18 protein-coding genes are annotated in these 20,242 nt (G+C 59.1%); 3 read left to right on the top strand and 15 right to left on the bottom strand.

The window, feature by feature from the left end:
- The first annotated feature begins 1 nt into the window (after nt 1).
- Nucleotides 2-778 carry an SDR family oxidoreductase gene (locus OKW35_RS11930; protein ID WP_429552078.1) on the top strand — a complete coding sequence of 259 codons (777 nt, stop codon included), beginning with the start codon at nt 2-4 and terminating at the stop codon, nt 776-778.
- A 29-nt stretch (nt 779-807) separates the two neighbouring features.
- Here OKW35_RS11930 and OKW35_RS11925 read toward each other — a convergent pair whose 3' ends face one another.
- The 9 genes from OKW35_RS11925 to OKW35_RS11885 form a co-directional block, all read right to left on the bottom strand.
- A complete protein-coding gene (locus OKW35_RS11925) occupies nt 808-1,545 on the bottom strand; it encodes an IclR family transcriptional regulator (RefSeq protein ID WP_429552077.1) in 738 nt (245 codons plus the stop codon).
- 215 nt (nt 1,546-1,760) lie between these two features.
- Complete coding sequence (locus tag OKW35_RS11920) at nt 1,761-3,323, bottom strand: tripartite tricarboxylate transporter permease (RefSeq protein WP_429552076.1); 1,563 nt, start codon at nt 3,321-3,323, stop codon at nt 1,761-1,763.
- Entirely contained in the window at nt 3,320-3,805 is a 486-nt protein-coding gene (locus OKW35_RS11915) for a tripartite tricarboxylate transporter TctB family protein (protein WP_429552075.1), read from the bottom strand. The genes OKW35_RS11920 and OKW35_RS11915 overlap by 4 nt, the downstream gene beginning before the upstream one ends.
- A gap of 201 nt (nt 3,806-4,006) precedes the next feature.
- A complete protein-coding gene (tcuB, locus tag OKW35_RS11910; RefSeq protein ID WP_429552074.1) occupies nt 4,007-5,167 on the bottom strand; it encodes a tricarballylate utilization 4Fe-4S protein TcuB in 1,161 nt (386 codons plus the stop codon).
- On the bottom strand, nt 5,154-6,563 hold the full coding sequence (tcuA, locus tag OKW35_RS11905; RefSeq protein WP_429552073.1) for an FAD-dependent tricarballylate dehydrogenase TcuA: 1,410 nt from the start codon (nt 6,561-6,563) through the stop codon (nt 5,154-5,156). Before tcuA ends, tcuB begins: the two co-directional genes overlap by 14 nt.
- Nucleotides 6,564-7,029: 466 nt before the next feature.
- Nucleotides 7,030-7,818 carry an enoyl-CoA hydratase/isomerase family protein gene (locus tag OKW35_RS11900; RefSeq protein WP_429552072.1) on the bottom strand — a complete coding sequence of 263 codons (789 nt, stop codon included), beginning with the start codon at nt 7,816-7,818 and terminating at the stop codon, nt 7,030-7,032.
- 47 nt (nt 7,819-7,865) lie between these two features.
- Nucleotides 7,866-8,597: an enoyl-CoA hydratase/isomerase family protein gene (locus OKW35_RS11895; RefSeq protein ID WP_429552071.1), complete on the bottom strand. Its 732-nt coding sequence runs from the start codon at nt 8,595-8,597 to the stop codon at nt 7,866-7,868.
- Between the two features lie 26 nt (nt 8,598-8,623).
- Nucleotides 8,624-9,664 carry a CDP-6-deoxy-delta-3,4-glucoseen reductase gene (locus tag OKW35_RS11890; protein WP_429552070.1) on the bottom strand — a complete coding sequence of 347 codons (1,041 nt, stop codon included), beginning with the start codon at nt 9,662-9,664 and terminating at the stop codon, nt 8,624-8,626.
- Between the two features lie 37 nt (nt 9,665-9,701).
- On the bottom strand, nt 9,702-11,831 hold the full coding sequence (locus OKW35_RS11885; RefSeq protein WP_429552069.1) for an acetate--CoA ligase family protein: 2,130 nt from the start codon (nt 11,829-11,831) through the stop codon (nt 9,702-9,704).
- Between the two features lie 348 nt (nt 11,832-12,179).
- Here OKW35_RS11885 and OKW35_RS11880 point away from each other — a divergent pair, with 348 nt between their 5' ends.
- Nucleotides 12,180-12,938, top strand: a complete 759-nt coding sequence (locus tag OKW35_RS11880; protein WP_429552068.1) for a hypothetical protein — start codon at nt 12,180-12,182, stop codon at nt 12,936-12,938.
- 319 nt (nt 12,939-13,257) lie between these two features.
- On the opposite strand, the gene OKW35_RS11875 is transcribed toward OKW35_RS11880, so the two are convergent.
- The 3 genes from OKW35_RS11875 to OKW35_RS11865 form a co-directional block, all read right to left on the bottom strand.
- Nucleotides 13,258-15,369 carry a 3-hydroxyacyl-CoA dehydrogenase NAD-binding domain-containing protein gene (locus OKW35_RS11875; protein ID WP_429552067.1) on the bottom strand — a complete coding sequence of 704 codons (2,112 nt, stop codon included), beginning with the start codon at nt 15,367-15,369 and terminating at the stop codon, nt 13,258-13,260.
- 202 nt (nt 15,370-15,571) lie between these two features.
- On the bottom strand, nt 15,572-16,384 hold the full coding sequence (locus OKW35_RS11870) for an IclR family transcriptional regulator (RefSeq protein ID WP_429552066.1): 813 nt from the start codon (nt 16,382-16,384) through the stop codon (nt 15,572-15,574).
- Between the two features lie 103 nt (nt 16,385-16,487).
- The gene (locus tag OKW35_RS11865) at nt 16,488-17,414 is read right to left on the bottom strand and encodes a LysR family transcriptional regulator (RefSeq protein WP_429552065.1); all 927 of its coding nucleotides are present in this window, start codon (nt 17,412-17,414) and stop codon (nt 16,488-16,490) included.
- A gap of 379 nt (nt 17,415-17,793) precedes the next feature.
- Here OKW35_RS11865 and OKW35_RS11860 point away from each other — a divergent pair, with 379 nt between their 5' ends.
- Nucleotides 17,794-18,492, top strand: a complete 699-nt coding sequence (locus OKW35_RS11860) for an IS6 family transposase (RefSeq protein ID WP_429552064.1) — start codon at nt 17,794-17,796, stop codon at nt 18,490-18,492.
- Nucleotides 18,493-18,697: 205 nt separating this feature from the next.
- On the opposite strand, the gene OKW35_RS11855 is transcribed toward OKW35_RS11860, so the two are convergent.
- The 3 genes from OKW35_RS11855 to stbB are packed head-to-tail and all read right to left on the bottom strand — an operon-like array spanning nt 18,698 to nt 20,191.
- Nucleotides 18,698-19,021, bottom strand: coding sequence for a killer protein (locus OKW35_RS11855; protein WP_187638553.1), 324 nt, complete (start codon nt 19,019-19,021; stop codon nt 18,698-18,700).
- 10 nt (nt 19,022-19,031) lie between these two features.
- Nucleotides 19,032-19,481, bottom strand: coding sequence for a hypothetical protein (locus tag OKW35_RS11850; RefSeq protein WP_187638552.1), 450 nt, complete (start codon nt 19,479-19,481; stop codon nt 19,032-19,034).
- Nucleotides 19,481-20,191, bottom strand: coding sequence for a StbB family protein (gene stbB, locus OKW35_RS11845; protein ID WP_429552148.1), 711 nt, complete (start codon nt 20,189-20,191; stop codon nt 19,481-19,483). Before stbB ends, OKW35_RS11850 begins: the two co-directional genes overlap by 1 nt.
- Nucleotides 20,192-20,242: the final 51 nt, after the last annotated feature.

The following is a 20,242-nucleotide window of genomic DNA, read 5'->3' as shown; positions in this document are numbered from 1 at the left end:
CATGGATTTGGGCATTAGAGGGAAGACCGCGCTGGTAACTGCGTCGAGCGGCGGTATGGGGCGTAACATTGCACACGCGCTTGCCTCGGAGGGCGCAAATGTGGTGCTTTTCGCGAGATCACAAGACAAACTGACCACGGTCGCGAGCGAGATCATCCAGCAACATGGTGTGCGGGCGCTAGCGAAGGCGGGAGACATGCGCGTGAGCAGCGACGTCACGACGCTGGTCGAATCGATAAAAGCGGAGTTTGGCGGACTGGACATCGTCGTGCTCAACACGGCTCGTCCGCCCAATCCTATTCGCGCGACGACCGAAGAGGTCGACATGGCGCGCTGGGACGAGGCCTATCAGAACCAGCTCGCCGGTGTGTTGCAGGTGATGAGCCAAGCCATGCCACTCATCACTGCACGCGGATGGGGCCGGGTTATTGCCATCACATCGGCTTCGGTGAAGGCACCGATGGCTCACCACAGTCTGTCGACGGTCTTCCGCGCCGGGGTGACCGCGTATATGAAACATCTCGCGAATGAAGTCGGCTTGAGCGGCGTCACGGTCAACTGCGTCGCACCCGCATTGATCGAGACGCCACATCGCGCTGGATCGGCAGCCTATACCGCTGCGCAGGCCGAGGCGCGCAAGCGGTTGACGCCTCTTGGGCGGATGGGCACGCAGGGCGAGCTTGCGGGTGTGGTGACCTTCCTGGCGTCGGAACAGGCTGGATTCATCACCGGAGCGACCATCCCGGTTGAGGGCGGAATGCTGGGATCGCTGTTCTGAGCGCCCCTTCTACCGCCTACCTGCCTGTTCTACTCGGCGTGTCCCCCGAACTGACGCGAGATATTCAAAGCTGCCTCGACGACCAGCTTGATGAAGTTCTTCTCATTCATCTGCATGCGTACAGTGGGAGCGCCAACGGACAGGCAATAATGGACCTGCTCGTCAACGCCCACGATCGGCGCCGAGATGGCCGAGATGCCCATCAGTCGCTCACCGTGCGAGACGGCGTAACCATTCTCACGAATGCGCTCGAGATCGTCGAGGAAAGCCGCCTTGCTCTGCTTGGTGGCTTTCGTAGCCGCCGGTAGCAGCGGCGTCAGATCCGCTTTCGACATATACGCCATCAAGACCTTGGAGCCGGAGCCGGCCTGAAGCGGAATCTGCTCGCCAGCTTGGACCACCGCCCTAAGAGGCGCTGTGACTGTCGATATGGATTCGATGCAGACGCGATTGCCGCCGTTGACCGTATGGAGCGAGACAGTTTCCTTCGTGGTCTCCGCAAGCTCCGTCATGAATGGACGGGCAATTTCGCGGATACCCAAGGTCCCGCGCACGAGGCCGGCGAGCCTTGTGAACCGGAATGACAGGCAATACTGCTGATCCTCCAGCCGAACCAGATAGCCAGCTCGCTCCAGACTTTGCACAATCCGGAAAGTGGTGGACTTCGGCAGATCGATGCGTTCCGAGATTTCCTGGAGAGACAGGCTGCTCCTCTCAACGCTAAAACTTTCGAAAACAGCCAGAATACGTTCAACCGAGCGCATCATTTCGCGACATTCCATACGAGGTCCAGGACAACGTATGGTACATCAGTCGCGGTCGTGTCAAGCCAACCTTCGCAACATTCAGGCCACCGGGACAGCCGGCATCTGATCCGAAGCCGAGCTTCCCGCCGCTAACCTGGTTGCAAACCACGGGGTCTGCATTGAGAGCCGGACCTGCGCCGGGAATGACAAGCTTCGCGTCACGCGAGGCTTTGCGGTCACTCTTCGGCGAGCGGCCCGTGAGACATAGGTGGCACGGCCGCCTCCGGCGCCCCGCCTGTCGAGCGCTTGCGCTTGTACTCACGCCAGGCAAAGAAGCATTGCCCGACAACCAGCAACAGACAGATCGCCACGAACGCTGCACTGATTGGCCGTTGCACGAAAATCGCGAGGTCGCCTCGCGACAGCAACAGTGCCCGGCGGAAATTCTCCTCCACCATAGGTCCGAGAACGTACCCGAGAAGAATGGTCGCCACGGGGAAATCCAGTGCCAGCAGAACCGCCCCGATCAACCCAAACACGAGTACCTCACCAACCTCGAACAAGCTGTTGTTAGTACTGAAAACTCCAACGGCAATAAAGAAGAGCGCCGACGGATACATCAGGCGGTAAGGCACCTGCAGCAGCTTTACCCATACTCCAATCAGCGGCACATTCAGCAGGAGCAGGAGCACATTGCCGATCCAGAAGCTTGCGATGAGGCCCCAGAAGAGATCGGCGTGCTGCGTGATCAGTTGGGGACCGGGCTGGAATCCCTGAATCAGCAAGGCACCGAGTAGCAGAGCCATCACGGCGTCACCCGGAATTCCGAGCGTCAAGGTCGGGATGAAATCAACTTGAGTTTTCGCGTGAGCGGACGCCTCTGGACTGGCCACACCTTCAATGGCACCCTGGCCAAAGCGATCCGGTCGTTTTGAGATCTTCTTCTCGAGAGCGTATGCAAGGAAAGTGGTGATGGTCGGTCCTGTGCCCGGCATAGCGCCAAAAAGAGTTCCAACGAACGTGCCCCGAACCATCGGCCAAAACGCCTGTTTCAGCTCTCCACGCGTTGGCCGCATGTCACGCAGGCGAACCTTTGTCTGCGTCCCCACGAAACTGATCCGGTTGACGTTGATCAGGAAGTCCGCAACGCCGAACAGACCCATCGATAGCGCAACGAGTTCGACCTTGTCCGAGAGTTCCGCGAAGCCAAAGGTGAAACGCTCCAAGCCGCTGTTGACGTCTGTGCCGATAATGCCGAGTAGCAACCCGAATACCGTCATCGCAACGCCTTTCAGCCGTGATCCCCGGGACATCGTCGCCCCGGCGATCAGGCCGAGCAGCATGATCGAAACGATCTCGGTCGGCCCGAAATCGAAAGCGATCTTGACAAGCAAGGGCGATAGAAAAATCATCACGATAATGCCGACCGACGCGGCAAAAAAGGATGACACCATCGTGATACCCAGCGCGGCCCCCCCACGCCCCTGCTTCGTCATTGGATACCCATCGATACAGGTGACGGCATGAGGTGGATGCGATGGCAGGTTCAGCAGGATCGCACCCAGCGCACCGCCGTACTGCGAACCATAGAAGATACCGGCCAGCATCAGAAGCGCCGGGACCGCGTGCATCGAATAGGTCAGTGGCAGCAGCATCGCGATCGCCGAGAGTGCCCCCATGCCCGGCAGCACGCCGATCAGATTGCCGACCAGCACACCGACAAAAGACCAGAGGAGGTTCTGAGGCATCGCCGCGATGCTAAAACCATACATGAGATCATGCAGCGTTTGCGCGATCATACGGCACCCCACTTGAACAGCGGCAACTGGATCTGCAGCGCCCACCAGAAAACGACCACGGCGATTGCAACCATCGCCAATGCCAGCAAAGCCGCAGACTTGATGTTGTTATCCCGATCGCCAAGCGCCGAAATAAAAACCACCGCAAATGTGCCCGCCACGAGTCCGAGGTATTTCGTCAGGACGACAAACGCAACCATGCCCAGGCAGATCAGTAGCCACGCCTTCCATTCCGGACGCAGCTTCTTTTTTGGGGCGGTCTTGCCGGACACGCCGTCGGCGTGTACCGAGAGATAGCCTTGCACGGCGATCCCACAACCGACCAGGGCCAGGATGAGGCCCAGAAAGAACGGGAAAAAACCCGGGCCCATCTGCACCAGCGTGCCAATGTGATAGGCAACGGAATGCGTTAGCACGCCGATCCCGACAGCGATCAGCAGTGCACCGCCGATCAGGTCCTTGTGCAGCAATGTTCTGTTCATGGTGTCTCCTCCTATGAACGTCAACAACACTCAGTTCTCTCCGATGGGAGCGAATCCGCTCCGATCACGTCACTGCGATTCCGACGGCGTGGACAACTATGGAATTTGGTGATGGTGTCCAACGTCCGCCGATGGCAGCATCTCGCGCGGCCGCCCTGGATTGAACGCCCGGGGGTGCGCATTGGCTTGTCCTCCTGGTGACTACTCCTCGACCATCAACGAAGACGGCTTCCGTTTCTCGATCGACCATTTCAGCAAGGCGGCGGTTCGATAGATACCATGCGCAAACTTGCCGTAGGGCAGCGTCAGAAAAAGAGCCAGCACCACGCCCAGATGCACGGCGAGCAGGATCGGCATCGCTCCCGTTTCCCTCGCACCCAGAAGTACCAGCCCCGTGAGCCCGGCCAGCCACAGCAGGGCGATAAATCCGCGGTCCATTCCCTTTTGCGCGGCATCCCCATGTAGCGGGTGTCGCTTGAGATTGAGGATGAACAGGCCGCTGCATCCCACGACAAGACTCATTCCCCCGAGCGATCCCAGAAACACGGGCAGGCTGGTCAACCCGTACGGCGCTTCCAGCGCAAAGAGATAGTGGTAGAGCGTGGCGACACAGGTCGATGCAAAACAGAGCATGAAACCGTAGAACGTAAAATGATGAAAACGTCTACGCGCAAGGGAGTAACTGTCACTGTCGTTGTTACACCCTTCGCCATGACCGCCGCCCAGATACTTGAGCGTCAACACAGATCCCGCTGCTTCTGCAGTGGCATCAACCGACAGCTCACCAGGGCTCTCGTTCTTCCAGAAACGCCGCACGCCGATCGAGAGCGAGATGAGGGCGAGGAGGAAGACTGTCCCAAAGATGAGAACGAGATGATTGTGTGGGAATACGCTGTAGAAGTTCGCGCTGGGGGGTGGCGGTCTGCCTGCCATGGAAGCCAGTGCGAGAAACAGCGCGAGGCCGCCGGCCAGCGCCAAAGCCACTGTCGTCCCGTTTTTCCGGTACAGCGCGCCGAACGAAGCGGGCCACGCATATTCCGTGTAGGTGTTCACCCGCACTTTCGCCATCGCTTGCGGTACGTTGACCGCGAACTCATGCGGCGGCGCATACTGGCACGCGTGCAGGCATGCGCCGCAGTTGTGGCACAGGTTCGCGAGAAAGTGCACGTCCGCCCGTCCAAACTCGAGCCGTCGTGTCATTGCCGGGAATACCGCGCAAAACCCTTCGCAGTATCGACAGGCGTTGCAGATCTGCATGATGCGGCTGACCTCCCCCTCCGTCTGGGTCATGTCAGTCCGGCATACGACTTCGTTCGCCGCGAGCGCTGAAGCCTCGCGGGTCAATATTTCAAGCGACTGCATGATGGATGGCTTCCCTATAGTGCTTTGCCGCTGCCGCGGCCTGAGTACCAGCGATCCGCCCGAACGCCGTTCCGATCGACATACCCACTCCGGCGGTGTACCCCTTGCCGAGAATGTTTCCTGCCATCATCTCTCCCGCAACGAACAGGTTTCGAGACGGCTCGCCGCCGAAATGCACGGCAGCGTTCGAATCCACCTTCAGGCCGAGATATGTGAACGTGATGCCGGGACGCAATGCATAAGCGTAAAAAGGCGCCCGGTCCAATGTCTGGGCCCAGTGCGTCTTCGGCGGCGTCAACCCTTCGGTATGGCAGTCGTCAAGCACTGCATGGTTGAAGGTACCAGGCCGGCACGACCGGTTGTACGTCTGAATCGCCTCCAGGAACTCGTCCTCGTCGAAACCGAGGGCCGATGCCAACTCGCGCAGCGAGTTAGCCTTCGTCCCCGGAAATACGGGAGGCATGAACCGGCCGATCGCTTTCGAGTCGATGATCGAATAGGCAATCTGCCCTGGTTGCTGCGCAACGAGGCGCCCCCAGATTGCGTAACGCTTCGGCCAGAAGTCCTCACCCTCGTCGTAGAACCGTTTTCCGTCGCGATTGAGGACGACTCCCAGCGAAACACAGTCGACGCGGGTGCAGATTCCGCCGTCATAAAGCGGCGCGCGTGCGTCGATTGCCACGCAGTGCGACTGGGAGGGATCGCCGATAGCGTCCGCACCGGCGTCGATCATGAATTTTAGAAGCGTGCCCTGATTGAACCGTGTACCGCGGATCAGAAAGTTGTCTGCAATCCAGACGCCGTCCACTTGTCCCCACGCTTCGCGAAGCCATTCCCGATTCGATTCAAAGCCTCCCGCCGCAAGCACGCAGCTCTTCGCCTCGATGCGTTCGTTGCCGATCTTTGCGGCGACAAACCGGGTGCCATCAAGCTCAATCGAGTCGACAGGCGCGTTGTACCGGACAGTGACACCGATCACTTCGGCACTACGGTAATAGGCATTGACAAGCGCCTTCCCGCCGCCCATGAAGAACGCATTGGTCCGGGCGACGTGCAGCGCGCCGGAAAGGGGGGGCTGGAAGTGTACACCGTGTTTTCTCATCCAGTCGCGGCAACGCGACGAAGCGCGAATCGCAATACGTGCGAGCTCCTCGTTCGTATTTCCGCCCGTTACCTTAAGAAGGTCTTGCCAGAACTCTTCTTCTCGATAGGCTTCAACGAGTACATCCTGGGGAGCATCGTGCATACAGCGCAGGTTGCGCGTATGCTGCGAATTCCCGCCTCGCCACTCCCGGGGAGCGGCCTCAAGCAGAAGTACACTGGCACCCGCCTCCCGCGCCACTATTGCGGCACACAGTGCGGCGTTGCCTCCTCCGATTACAAGAACGTCTACCATGTTAATTGTCCTATACTGATAGGCCATGCTACGGGGGCGTCACGGCGATCGCCACTAGCCTTCAGACAACACGTCTTCAATTTATTTGAAGACTCATATCCGGGGTTCGTAGATCAGTCCCGCATGGGACGCTCGCTACCAGCAATCCCAGTGTGAATGACGGCCCGCGCTGCGCAGGAGGGAAAACACTCCAGGAGCCGTCTGTGTGCCGAAACAGGAACAGCGATATATCACTGTCCGAATCTTTTTCCCGCACACAAACGCACCTCGCGCCCCATCTGGCATCAGGGGTCCTCGTCACAATGATTCGATCGCGGCACGCCGGTCCGAACCACTTGTCGATGTTCCATCTCAACGAGCGCACGATCTGTTGCATGGTCTGGTCCTCTCTGATCTGATCGAGGTCTGCTATCGGCCCGACTGGGAAGCCCATGCCGTGGCCAGCCGAAGAGGGGCGGACAGCGCTTTACCGCCCCTTGAAGTCCGCTTTGCGCTTTTCCTTGTATGCGGTGATCGCTTCCTGGTAGTCGGTCGTCGACTGGACCACGGCCATGAGCGCCGAGGTCGTCTCAAGGCTGGTGCGCAGATCAGTTCGCATCGACTGATACATCAGCTTCTTGATGTCGCGTGTCTGAACGGGCGGTCCCTCGGCCAGACGGGAAGCAAATGCGAGCGTTTCCTCCTGCAGACTTTCGTCCGAAGTCACCCGATTGACCATGCCTAGCCTGAGCGCCTCTTCTGCGGTGACGAAGTCGCCGGTCCACAGCAGTTCCAGCGCCTTGGCCGGCCCGACCAGCCTTGGCAGGAAATAGCAGCCGCCGTTGCCCGGAATCAGACCGACCCGGATATAAGCTTCGGCGAACCGCGCCGATTGCGCGGCGAAGCGGATATCGCACATGAGCGAAAGGTCCATGCCCGCGCCGACGGCCGCGCCGTTAACAGCTGCGATCAACGGCTTCTCGAATTCCTCGACCGCGAGAGCAACCTTGTGGGTTACGCGCTGAAGGCGGTGTTTGCGCTCAAGCGGCGTGGGATCGCCGCCTTCGGCCGCACGGCGCCCAAGATCGCCGCCCGAACAGAACGCGTCCCCTGCCCCCGTGAGAACGAAACTGCCCACATCCTCATCGTCGTTTGCCTTCTTCAGCTCGTCGCGTAGCAGTTCAAGCATCTCCTCGCTTAGCGCATTCTTCCTTTCCGGTCGATTAAGCTTGGCAACCACCACACGACCAACCCTGCTGATTTCAAGATCTGCCACGTCCGTCTCCGTTTCAATTCGTGATCAGGCACCGCCTGTAGCCAGTTTCAATGCTTGCCGACGCCCTGCGTCCTGGCCCGATGGCGCGCGTGTTCTTCTCGCGCCTCTTCAAGCGCTGCGCGCAGGCCTCGATTGATCCAGCTCTTGTTGTCGACAAATGCCTGGCGATTCTTGGATCCCAGTGCCTCTCCCGCCTTCTTCGCCGAGAGTTCAAGTTCACCTCTCAAGACCACCGCACTGATCAATCCACGATTCAGCGCGTCAACAGCAGGAAGCCGTCGTCCCGTCTGGATCAGATCGGCTGCAAGCGCGCGTCCGCCGATCACATTGAGAACGTTGGCGCCCGAAAAAGTCGGGATTCCGATATCAATTTCCGGAAGGGAAAGCGCCGATCCTTCAACGGCAACACACCCATCAGCCATCAGCGCGAGCATGGCGCCGGCACCGACGGCAAGACCATTGAGCGCAACGATGACTGGCACCGGCGCAACCATTACGGAATCCTGGAGTGCCGCGAGGGCGTGAGAGCGTCTTTCCCGCTGGCGGGCGGCATCGCCATCTGGCGATTGCTCGCGTACATCCACTCCCGCGCAAAAATGCTTCTCGCCTTTCGCCGACAGCACGACCGCGTGCGTCGTTTCGTCAGCGCCGGCCTGGACGATCGCGGATGTAATCCCTTCCATCATGGCAACTGTCATTGCATTTGCCTTCTCTACCCGGTCGATCTCGATCCACAGTTGCGAACCGCACTTCACGATCTTCAGCCCATCTAGCGACATACCGACTCCTTTATTGTTTAGCGCTGTCATGCAGACGGGGCTGCACCAGAGACGAAAATGTCGGCGAAGAATTCGTCTTCAGGAAGACCGCACCGCTCGGTGAAGTCCCTCTTTGCCGAGAGAACAACGACTGGCGCACCGCACGCGTAGATCTGATACGACGAGAGGTCCGCGCAGTCCTCCATCACTGCTTCGTGAACAAACCCCGAACGCCCTTTCCAGCCGTCGTGTTTCACTGCATCGGAAATCACCGGAACAAAGTTAATTCCTTGCTCGGTCCATGACCGTGCGAGTGAATCCAGATAGAGGTCGTGCGGGCGTCGGCCGCCCCAGTACAGAGTCATCTGCCGCCCGCTGCGCTTGAGCAGTTCGTGCTCGGCAATCGACTTGATCGGAGCGAACCCGGTGCCGCTCGCCAGCAGAATCATTGGCTTGCTGGAATCGTCCCGCACGAAGAACGAGCCATACGGCCCCTCCAGACGAAGGAGATCGTTCTCCTTCAAACTGCCGAACACGAAGGTACTGAACGGGCCGCCGTAATTACGGAGATGCAACTCGATGAAGCCTTCGTCCTCCGGCGAGTTGGCTATCGACAGACTGCGCCTGACTCCACCAGGAATCGTTACGTCAATATACTGGCCAGGCAGAAACCTGAACTGCGGGTTGGCAGGCAGTTTGAGCCGGATACGCATGACATCGTCGGCCAGACGCTCGAGCGCAGATACGCGGCATGGCGCTTTCCTGACTGGATAGCCCTCAACCGACGGGACCGTGCGGCATTCAACCGTCACATCCGATGCCGGTGTCGACTGGCAGAGCAGCACATAACCCTGCTCTGCCTCCGAAGCAGAAAGGCCCGCAAACTGCGTATCCCCCTGGTCGCAAACCCCGACCTTCACCTTGGCCTTGCAGGAGCCGCAAACGCCTTTCTGGCAGCTATAAGGAAGAGGAAAATTTGCTGCGAGCGCCGCTGCGAGAATCTTCTCTCCACGACGTACCTCGAGCTCGCGATCAAGGGGCAGAAACGTGACCGTGTGGCGTTCTGCGTGAACTGTTTCGTCATTCATGGCAATGTCTTCAGGTAGCTCCACTTTGGCCGTCCAATCAATGGCCCACCCACGCGGCAGCCTGCGCAGGCACGATCAGCGCGTCGGCAGCCAGAACTCCGTCAGGCAGAACGAAAAGCGGGTTGACGTCGATTTCAGACACGGAATCGCGGTGCTCCCACGCGAACCGTGAAAGCGCTGCCAGCGCCTTCGAGGTGGCTTCGACGTCGAGCGCCGGCTTACCTCGGGCTCCGTCCAGAATCGGACGGCATCGCAGCTCGTCCAGCATCTGTCGGGCGACCGCTTCATCGAAGGGTGCGAGACGGCAGGACGAGTCGCGCATCAGCTCGGCGTAAATCCCGCCAGCCCCAACCACCACGACCGGGCCGAACACTTCGTCGTTCACGACACCCGCGATCAGCTCGAACCCGTCCTTGACCATCTGGGAAACCATGACGCCTTCAATTCGCGCGTCGGGGGCGTGCGATTGCGCGTTTGCGCGAACCTCGGCGATAGCCGACTCAAGTTCAATCTCGTCGCGGATTCCGACCTTGACGCCTCCAATCTCGGTCTTATGAGCGATATCGGGCGATACGATCTTGACAACGACCGGCCAGGACAACTGGTCCGGCAAGCTGCCACCGAGATCGGTCAACAGCACATCGCGAGTAACAGGAATACCGGCGCGCGACAGGATGTCCTTCGACTGCGCTTCGGACAGTTTGCCGCCCGTGCCTGAAAGGGCGGCCTCCGGTGACGGGACGGCCTCGCGGAGCTCACTTCCGGCAGTGGCCGCCTGGTTGCGCGCGCTGCCATAGCGCACAAGCATTGCCAACGCCTTCGCAGCGCGTGAAGGCGATGGGAAGAGAGGCACGGCTGCAGCGTCCAGCAACCGGCTGGCATCGGCGATCTGGTCGCGGGGCGTGGACGAGAATACACAGACAGGCTTGGCCGAACCCTTTGCGACCTCAGCGATCACTTCGGCCGCAGCCGTACTCCCGGCACCGCCCGTCGTAGCCAGATTCACGCAAAGAGCGTCGACTCCAGGGTCAGCAAGTGTTACCTCGATCGCGGTGCGCAGCTTGTCACGATTGCTTGCGGAAAAATAGCCAGCCGTCAGGTCGATCGGGTTATGCACCGCTCCAATATTCGGCACCACTTCCGCAAGCAGCTTTTCAGTGTTTGCTGCAAGATTCGCGAGGTGCAGCCCCTCGGGTTCACCAGCATCAGCGAAGACAATCGCCGAGCCACCGGAGACGCCCATGACCGCCATCCCGCCACCGGCCGGATACTTCTTGCCCGTGAAAGCCTTCAGAAAATCAACGGCCTCGTGGATTTCCCTGACTTCGACGATACCGGTCTGCTTGAAAAGCGCGCGATAGAAATCGTAGCTGCCGGTCATACTTGCCGTATGCGAAGCGGCTGCCCGAGCGCCCTCTTCGGTCACCCCACCCTTCCAGAGCAGGACCGGTTTGCCGGCCGCCAGTGCGCGTCTGCCTACGTCAAGCAGCGACCGGCCGTCCTTCGTACCTTCGATGTACGCAAGGATGATCTGGGTCTCCTGATCGTTTAGCAGTGCATCGATCAGCTGTACGGTGTCCACGTCCGTCTCGTTGCCGGTGGCGATCACATGGCGAAAGCCGATGTCCGCCTCAGCGCATGCGAGCGCGAGACTGTATCCGAAGCCACCACTCTGGGTCACGAGCGACACTCCGCCCTTCTTCAGCTTTGGCTCCCGGGTGATACTCCCAAACGCAGCGAAAACCTGCGAATGAATGTTCGCAAAGCCCAGACAGTTCGGGCCGATGATACGAATTCCAGCATCGATCGCAATCTGCAGCATCTCACGCTCGCGCTCGACACCTTCGGGGCCGCTCTCGCGAAAGCCCCCGCTCAGAACCACGACGTAAGGGACGGATTTTTCGGCACACGTCTTGAGGACCGGAATAACGCCTTTGGCCGGCACACCGATCACCACGAGGTCGATCGGTGCGTCGATGTCGCTCACCGCGCCATAGCACTTGAGACCGTCAAACTCCGCATACTTCGGATTGACCGGATAGATTTGTCCCTGGTATCCATTCTTGACAAGCGCACGAACAGCTTGCGAACCCGGCCGGCCCGCTTCTTCCGAAACCCCGACGACCGCGATTGACCGCGGTTCGAGCAGATATTTGAAATCATTCATCGTCTGATCCGTCTCCATCTGGTTGCCCCTAAATGCCTGCTCTGGGTAAGAGCGATCTCTTCGCGGCCGCTCCATGGTCTCTTTGAGCGATCCAATGATCCTGACTGTAGACCTCACGAGCGCCGACGTCAACGATAAATGGAATTGGTTTCGATGAATGAAACTCGAAAGCGTATGAGCAAGGATCTCCCGAGAGACCGGAATGTTACTTCAGGTTTCACTGGTCGGAATCAGTGCTAATACGTAAAACTCGTGCTACGATCCATTCGTGGTTTGCCACATGCCGGCGAACGCAACACGCATCGCAGAGCGATCTGCGGATCGATGGCAGATTCAAGGAGACTTTGAATGATCTACACACGAAGCGGCGCCGACGCTCTTTCCAAGAGAGACGTCGTAGTTTCACCGGGCACCGGAAACCAGCATTGGGGAACGGTGTTTTTTGGTCCTCGCAGCTCGAACGCCACGGGCTCGGGGCCACAGGCAACCATGTCGGAATTGCAACCGCACGAGTCGGTGGTCCCGCATTTCCACGGCGTGACGATGTTCCAGATGTTCATCGCCGGGTCAGGGACTCTCGGAAACAAGCAGCAGCCGCTCGAGCCGCTGACCGTGCAGTTCAAGGACCACCACACGGCTTACGGCCCCATCGTCGCAGGTCCCCAAGGACTGTCATTTGTTGCAATGCGGATGTACACCGGCAATTCGGAACCGGTGTATCTGAACAAGGAAGGTTACCGGGACCGGCTGAAGCCGAGCAAGCGCCGTCATCTGACATCGGAGCGCGTGCGCTTCTCAATCGAGCCGGTGCTGAGGGAACGGGCCGAGCCGGTTTGGGAAACGCTTCTGAAGGATGACTCGGACGGCATGCACGCACAGATCGTGCGACTTGGTGCCGGCCAGAGCGTCGAAGGCCCCGACCCGAAGGCCGCAGCCGGCTATTACGTATTCGTCGGCAACGGCAGCCTCCTGCACAACGACGAAGAGTTGCCGCTCTGGTCCATGGTCGTGGTCGAGCCAACCGAAGAAAAGTTCACGATCCGTTCCGGCGACAAGGGACTCGAGGCGCTGGTCCTGCAGTATCCGCGCGAAGAAAACAACACCTGACACAACAGTCGACCCGAAGCTGCCCCCTTGCGACACGAAAGCTGTCCCCGGGGGGTTTCCCGTTCTGGATGACGGACAACCCGAAGATCGTTCCAGACGCGTGGTCTGCTTTACCCGGCACCACCAGGAAATCCGCCGGCTCCCTCTCGCGCTTGAACGCATACCAGGCCATGACGTTCAGCGCGGCATCAAAAACGCAAGTGGCTCACACCCCGCGCGCAGAAACACGCGCCATGGATAGCAAGGAAACAGGGGGTGGCGCGAAAGGAACCTTCGATCCCGTGGACTCAGAAATCGAAGGTCATTTGGCGAGTAAATGTCAGATTCCCGGGGCTCGCAGGTCGCGCAGTTGCGACCCCGCAGCTGCCGCTTCCAGCAACAGGCGACCGGGCTTCCAGCGCTTGCCGAACTGTCCGTGCCACGCCTCGACCTGCTGGCCAACCGTGCTCGCGCCGATCGTGTCCGCCCAATACATCAGCCCGCCGCGATGGCGGGGGAAGGCGAACCCATGCAACCACATTACATCTACGTCGCTTGCGCGGTACGCTTTTCCATCCTCGAGAATCTTGCAGACCTCGTTGACGGACGCGAAGAGCAGGCGCTGCAGGATTTCTGCGTCCGAGAATTGCCGCTGCTCGACACCGAGTTCGCGCGCGACGCTTGCAATGATCGCGTCAACTTCGGGATCTACGATCGGCTTCCGGTCGTCAGGGTTGTATCGGTACCATCCAGTACCATTTTTCTGCCCTTTACGGCCAAGCTCGACCATCCTGTCAGGCACATGCAGTTTGCGATAGGTCGGATCCGCCGCGGCCCGACGTTTCCGGGTGTCGTAGCTGACATCGAGACCCGACAGATCGCTGACCGCGAACGGCCCCATCGGATAGCCGAATGCCTTCATGACACGATCGATCTGATCCGGACGAGCACCTTCTTCCAGCAACAGCATCGCCTCGGTAACCAATGGCGCACGACTGCGGTTCGCGGCAAAGCCGTCGCACGATCCCGCGACGACACTCACCTTCTTCAGGTCGCGTCCGAGCTTGGCGGTACGCAGTATGGTCTCGACAGAGCTACTGGTCCCTCTCACCACTTCGCACAGTTTCATGACATTCGCTGGAGCGAAGAAGTGTGCTCCCGCCACATCGGCTGGCCGGCGTGTGACGTTGGCCATCGTATCGATGTCGATGGCCGACGAGTTCGTCAGCAGCAGCGCGCCCTCCTTCATCACTCGATCGATTTTTCCGAAAACTTCCCGCTTCAGATCGATACGTTCGAAAACCGCTTCAATCACGACATCTGCTTCACCGATCTGTTCATAGTCCATCACAGGCTCGATGTAGGCGAGGCTTTCGTCCATCTCGCCTTGCGTCAGACTACCTCGGCGAACCCTCGTCGCATAAGTGTCCCTGATCTTCTGCATCCCACGATCGAGTGACTCCTGACTCGCGTCGAGCACCTTCACTGGAACACGAGCGTCGGCGAAACAGATGGCAATCCCTCCACCCATCGTTCCTGCCCCGATCACGGCAGCACTGCGAACCGCTGCGGGCTTGTAGTCTTCCGGCTTGCCGGGAATCTTGGCTGCCTCGCGTTCCGAAAAAAATGCGTACCGGAGCGCCTTTGCCTCGTCTGAAGCTTCGAGCGCGGAGAATAGCGTCTGCTCGAGCGCAAGGCCTTCCTCGAACGAGCCGCTCACCGCCATCTCGATACAGGCCAACGCGCTGCGCGGTGCCTTCACGAACCGAGCCTTCGCTGCAGCTTCATCGCGCTTCACGGTCCACTCGTGCGGATGGGCTTTCGCATGCTCGATCCGCTCGTTCATGTCGCGAACGCGGCGTACGCCCTGACCTTCTGGGAAGGTTTCCACAAAATGCCTGGCGTCGGCGAGGAGACGATCGTCGGCGACGATCCGGTCGATCAATCCCATCTCCAGAGCATTCTTCGCCGAAACGTGGCGACCACTGACAATGATATCGATGGCCGCTTGCGGCCCTACCAGCCGGGTGAGGCGTTGCGTTCCTCCTCCGGCAGGGATGACGCCGATTTTCACTTCGGGCAGGCCGAGCTTTGCGTCCGGAGTAGCGAATCGGTAATGGCATGCGAGTGCGTGCTCGAGCCCTGCGCCGAGTGCGTAACCGCGGATTGCAGCCACGACGGGTTTGTGACTGGCGTCAAGTGCGGCAGTGCTGACTGACGAAGAAACCTTGCGCTCTCTTCCAAATTGCCGGATATCGGCTCCTGCCACGAAATTGGCGCCGCCTCCGGTCACAACAATGCCCTTCACCGAGTTGTCAGCGTTCGCACGTTCAAGAGAGTGGATCAGGTCTTCCCGCATGCCGGGCGCCAGCGCATTTACTGGCGGATTATTAAGCGTTATCACCGCTACGCCATCAACGACCTTATATTCAACCAAAGTTCCCTCCGACATCGCCGGTCTCCTATCAGCAAAAATCCAGTTCTGAGCGTGCGATGCCCGTTAGCGAATTCCCTACAACGCGTGTCGACGTTCGCCGAATCACCGTGAGTACACCTTCTCGCACGCATACCAACGTGATCGATGTTATCACGCGTTTTGCTCATCAGCATTGATTCCGTTGTTCGGAACCTAAACCCAAATCCATCGGCATGGTTCAGTCGCTGATCCGATGCGTGATCGTTCCCGTGTCTTTCGCCAGAAACCGGATCTCGTCCTGCATGTCCACCGTTGCGGCGCCGAACTGGCGCGAGATATCGGCCGCGGCAATCAGGATGCTTCGTACAATTTCATGCTCGTTGATCCGCATCCGAACGGTAGGCGCGCCAACGGAAATGCAGTATCTGACCTGATCCTCCGCATCGCGAATTGGGGCAGAAATTGCTGAAATGCCGAGCAGACGCTCCCCGTGGGACACGGCAAATCCCTGATCGCGGATCTGCTGCAGCTCCTTCTCAATCTCGGCCCTGGCTCTTTTTGTCAATCGGGCCACCTCGACCACCATCGCCGACAGTTTCTCTGGCGGCATGAATGCCATCAGAACCTTCGATCCCGCTCCCGCCACCATCGGTACCTGCTCACCCGGTTGCGCAACCATTCGGAGAGGCGCAGCAACTGTTGCCACCGCGTCGATACAGATTCGGTGGCTACCTGAGAGCGTATGCAAAGAGGCCGTTTCGCGTGTGCGATCGGCAAGCTGCAGCAGGACCGGCCGCGATATTTCCCGGATCCCCAGCGTACTGCGGACGTGCCCCGCCAAACGGGTAAGCTGGAACGACAGGCAATACTGCTGGTCCTCGAGGCGCACGAGATACCCCGCTTTTTCGAGACTCTGAACGATACGGAACGCGGTTGATTTTGGAAGCGAAATGCGGTCCGCTATCTCCTGAAGCATGAGACTTGTTCTGTCAATGCTGAAACTTTCAAACACTGCCAGAATGCGTTGCACCGAGCGCATGGTCTCTTTCACGTAAATTCTCCGAACTTTTTGCGAATCATTTCGCGTGCCGCGTGGCATGTTCCTTCATCGGGAAGAGCTCGCCAAAAGACCTTTTATCAGTGAACGAGCACTCTCATTGGACCGACGCCGTGACTCCGAGCCACCGTCCTTCGTGAACCTGCCTCAAAGCCACCTCGCGCAAAACAAGACGAGCCCCGAGACCGGATGGAGTCAACTCTTCATCTGCGAGAGACGCGATCAGATTCACACGGCTAAGCGTCATCGCGAGTATTGGTACTGTGTACAGTCTGGATCCCTTGCACCGCTCCAGGGCCGCGGCTGGCTGAATTGTCACGCCCATTCCATTGCTGACCGCCTCCATGAGGGTGGCAAGTCCGTCGATTTCTGCAGTGACGTTCATGGCGGTGCCAGCTCTTGAGAATGCGCCATCCACAAGAGATCGGAGTCCGTGCGGACTGCTCGGGAGAATCAAGGGAAATTGCCCAAGCTCGGAGATGTCATATCCGGCGGGGTCTGCAGGGGCTGGCAGTTCATCAGCGGAGATCACATACAAGCGCTCAGAGAGCAGCGGAGCGGTCTGCACCCGCTTCGCCCGGGTTCCTCCGAAGATAATGGCTACGTCGATCTGTCGAGAAGCGAGCAACGATTCGAGATTGCCCGACAGACTCTCGACGATGCGAACCCCAACGTCAGGATATCGATATTTCATCTCCCGAAGAAAAGGCAACGCGAGCACGCCCGAAGTAGTCGGCGCGAGTCCGACCGACGCGTCCCCCGACAAACGGCCCAGCTTCGCCGCTTTAGCCGCATCGTCGGTGATCCGCAGGATCAGCTGTGCCTTGTGCCAGAAAGTCAGGCCTGCATTTGTAGGTTGCACGCCGTTCTTGGTGCGCGTCAGGAGTCGCACCGATAGCTCGCTTTCCAGACGGCTGATCTGTTGGCTTAGTGCAGATGTGACGAGATCGAGCTCGATGGCAGCACGTCCCATGCTGCCGCTCTGCACCACCTGCACAAAATAACGAAGCTGCCGAATTTCCATATCCGTTGCCTTACTCAGCACTCACCGGTCTCGAGGACGCGTATATCGGCCCCCATTCCGGGAGATGTCTCTAACACCCGGCGACACGACAAGGCTGGTACCGCTCGCGGCATCGGTCACGCGAAACCTCTCACATCGCTTTCCTGTTGCGTTTCGACTATCGGAACGCGTACCATTAATATCACTGTACAACATCAATCACGCGCTCTGTTATAAATTTAATGGTCGGAGGAAGATATGCGGAGGTACTGGATGTCGAGGTCGTTTGGACCCTTGCTTGCAGCGTTCATGTGGCTTGTCGCAACCGTGCTCGCTACGGTTTTGTCGCAGTAAGCGTTGGGTATCATGTGCCCTGACAATGCGAACGATCGGACGCTTGATGACGACTCTGAATCCAGCCTTGGCACGGGTGCTCAAGCGCTTGCACTATCCGCTCGATGTGATCCTGACGTGTGTGCGCTGGTATGTGGCGTATCCGCTGAGCCTTCGACATCTGGAAGAGATGATGGCCGAGCGCGGAATTTCGGTCGACCATTCAACCGTACATCGCTGGGCCATCAAGGTGTTGCCGGTTCTGGAGAAGGCGTTTCGCCGCCAAAAGCGAGCCGTCGGTCGGAGCTGGCGAATGGATGAAACCTATATCAAGGTCCGAGGCCAGTGGAAGTATTTGTATCGCGCAGTCGACAAGGAGGGCAACACGGTGGATTTTCTGCTGCGCGCCCATCGTGACAAGGCCGCGGCGCGGCGCTACTTCGAAAAGTCAATCGACCAAAATGGCGAGCCCGAGACGGTGACAATCGATAAAAGCGGTGCGAACCTGGCCGCGCTGGATGCCCTCAACGCGGAGCGGGAAACACCGATCAAGATTCGCCAGAACAAGTATCTGAACAACGTCGTCGAACAAGATCATCGGGCGATCAAGCGACGCACGCGGCCCATGCTCGGCTTCAAGAATTTTCGTTGTGCCCGCATCCTGTTGAGCGGCATCGAACTCATGCACATGATCGCCAAGGGCCAAATGGAAGACAGTGGCATCGGATACACTCGTGCCGAGCAGTTTTACTCACTGGCAGCATAAGCAGTCCTACTTATACCACCGTTCGTCCGCGTCTTGCCCTTACCGCGACAAAACCGCAGCGAGATGCATCAGATTCAACTGGAACAGCGCTGGCAGTGCCCTGACGTCGCCGCAGTCCCGCCGCCGTTGCGCGCGATCGCCGCCGGAAGATGAAAAGCCCGGCTGCCGCAGGCCAGGAAATTCGCCGCGCCCTGAGAGAAGCGATTCACGGGCCATTCTCGACGCCGCCGTACCTGGAATTCACCGCGCTCTTCTGATCGCTTCCAACCGAACGGCACTGGTTGAGGTAATCGCCGCGCGCGCTCGACGTGCCGCCCAGATCGAAATGGCCATGGTGATAACGCACGATGGAAAAGTAGTTTGCCTCGTACTGGCTGCAGTCCCGACCGCCATTGCCGCCCTGCATCAGTCCGGCAAGGCAGAGCACTGTCCCGCATGCGTTCTGGTTGTCATCGTCGGCCCGCGCCGGCGTGACACCCGCGAGCGCCGTGCATACCGCTGCGACCACAAAAGATGTCTGGAATTGCATGGAACGACTCCTATGCGCCTATCATATGCAGCACCACGACCGCGCCGACCGAGAGTGCGGCCGAACCAAGCGCTGCACTGACGACCCATGCTGCAAGCTCGAGGCGGCCAAAACCGCAGCGGTGACCACCTTCGCGCAGCACATCGCGCAACTGTCCCCGCACGCGAGCACTCGCCGCGTCGTATTCGCGCAATGCAAGCTCACCGACGAGCTGGTCGCGCGCCTCAGCAAAATGACCTGCCTCGGCGAGCACGCCAGTGGTCGCTGCGTTAAAGTCCTTGAGGAATTGCTCGTAGCGCGAAGTGAAGCGCAGCAGCGTCAGTTCGCCGTCATCCTTGAACTGTTTGCCGCTCGCCTGGAGCAACTGGGTCAGCTCTTTCACGTCACGACGCAGATGCGACAGCTGGCCGAGCACTTCGCCGATCAATTCCTCGCGGATCGAGTCCTCCGACGCGCCCATCAGCGCACCAGGACCTTGAACACATCATCCAGTTCCGTAGTCACCCGAATCGCAAGACGTTTGAGTGCGACCATCTGTCGGATGTGTGCTTTTTCGGCTTCCGATGCCCCGTTTTCCATTGCCTCGGCGTTCAGCGCGACATAGTCGCGCGGGTCATCGCGGATTTCGACGATCGACCTGTCGAAACCCTTGATCTTTTCGAAGATCGGGTTCTCGTAGATAATTGCATCACGATGCATCGAGAAAGCGTCACTGCGCGAGTGAAACTCGAACAGCTTCGCGAAGCCGCGGTTGACGTCCTGTTTGCGATCGACCATATTCATGACCAGCCGGATCCTTGTGGCGCGCACGCCCAGCTCAGAAAGCGAACGCAGCGTTGCGATCGTGTCCACCTGCTGCTTGGCGGTCGATACAGCCGGCACGATGAAGAGATCAAAGTCTTCATGCGATCCGTCATAGCTTCGCATCAGACCTACAAAGTCTTCGACATTCGACGCGCCCACATCGACGACGGCGTTTTCCAGCGTCATCAGCTGATCCTGCAGCTCATCGAACTGCGACCCGCGCAACGCGCCTTCCTTTTCGCGGTCATCCGAATTGATCGATTCGATCGGGATCACTTCAGCGCCCGGCAGACGCGGTGCGAGCAGATGGTGCGCGACGGTGCTCTTGCCAACGTTGCCCGAGAAATTGATAACGGCAATCTTCATGGTGCAATGTTCCTTACCGGTTGATGGATGTAGCCGCATCACCGCGGCCAC

Source organism: Paraburkholderia sp. MM5477-R1 (assembly GCF_050436385.1).
Classification (GTDB): Bacteria; Pseudomonadota; Gammaproteobacteria; order Burkholderiales; family Burkholderiaceae; genus Paraburkholderia; species Paraburkholderia tuberum.
This window is presented reverse-complemented; position numbering and strand designations above follow the sequence as displayed.

Bases quoted from the DNA above. Each gene is read 5' to 3' on its own strand.
- OKW35_RS11930 (WP_429552078.1), top strand. From the start codon at position 2: ATGGATTTGGGCATTAGAGGGAAGACCGCGCTGGTAACTGCGTCGAGC.
- OKW35_RS11925 (WP_429552077.1), bottom strand. From the start codon at position 1,545: ATGATGCGCTCGGTTGAACGTATTCTGGCTGTTTTCGAAAGTTTTAGC.
- OKW35_RS11920 (WP_429552076.1), bottom strand. From the start codon at position 3,323: ATGATCGCGCAAACGCTGCATGATCTCATGTATGGTTTTAGCATCGCG.
- OKW35_RS11915 (WP_429552075.1), bottom strand. From the start codon at position 3,805: ATGAACAGAACATTGCTGCACAAGGACCTGATCGGCGGTGCACTGCTG.
- tcuB (WP_429552074.1), bottom strand. From the start codon at position 5,167: ATGCAGTCGCTTGAAATATTGACCCGCGAGGCTTCAGCGCTCGCGGCG.
- tcuA (WP_429552073.1), bottom strand. From the start codon at position 6,563: ATGGTAGACGTTCTTGTAATCGGAGGAGGCAACGCCGCACTGTGTGCC.
- OKW35_RS11895 (WP_429552071.1), bottom strand. From the start codon at position 8,597: ATGTCGCTAGATGGGCTGAAGATCGTGAAGTGCGGTTCGCAACTGTGG.
- OKW35_RS11890 (WP_429552070.1), bottom strand. From the start codon at position 9,664: ATGAATGACGAAACAGTTCACGCAGAACGCCACACGGTCACGTTTCTG.
- OKW35_RS11885 (WP_429552069.1), bottom strand. From the start codon at position 11,831: ATGAATGATTTCAAATATCTGCTCGAACCGCGGTCAATCGCGGTCGTC.
- OKW35_RS11880 (WP_429552068.1), top strand. From the start codon at position 12,180: ATGATCTACACACGAAGCGGCGCCGACGCTCTTTCCAAGAGAGACGTC.
- OKW35_RS11875 (WP_429552067.1), bottom strand. From the start codon at position 15,369: ATGTCGGAGGGAACTTTGGTTGAATATAAGGTCGTTGATGGCGTAGCG.
- OKW35_RS11865 (WP_429552065.1), bottom strand. From the start codon at position 17,414: ATGGAAATTCGGCAGCTTCGTTATTTTGTGCAGGTGGTGCAGAGCGGC.
- OKW35_RS11860 (WP_429552064.1), top strand. From the start codon at position 17,794: ATGACGACTCTGAATCCAGCCTTGGCACGGGTGCTCAAGCGCTTGCAC.
- OKW35_RS11855 (WP_187638553.1), bottom strand. From the start codon at position 19,021: ATGCAATTCCAGACATCTTTTGTGGTCGCAGCGGTATGCACGGCGCTC.
- OKW35_RS11850 (WP_187638552.1), bottom strand. From the start codon at position 19,481: ATGGGCGCGTCGGAGGACTCGATCCGCGAGGAATTGATCGGCGAAGTG.
- stbB (WP_429552148.1), bottom strand. From the start codon at position 20,191: ATGAAGATTGCCGTTATCAATTTCTCGGGCAACGTTGGCAAGAGCACC.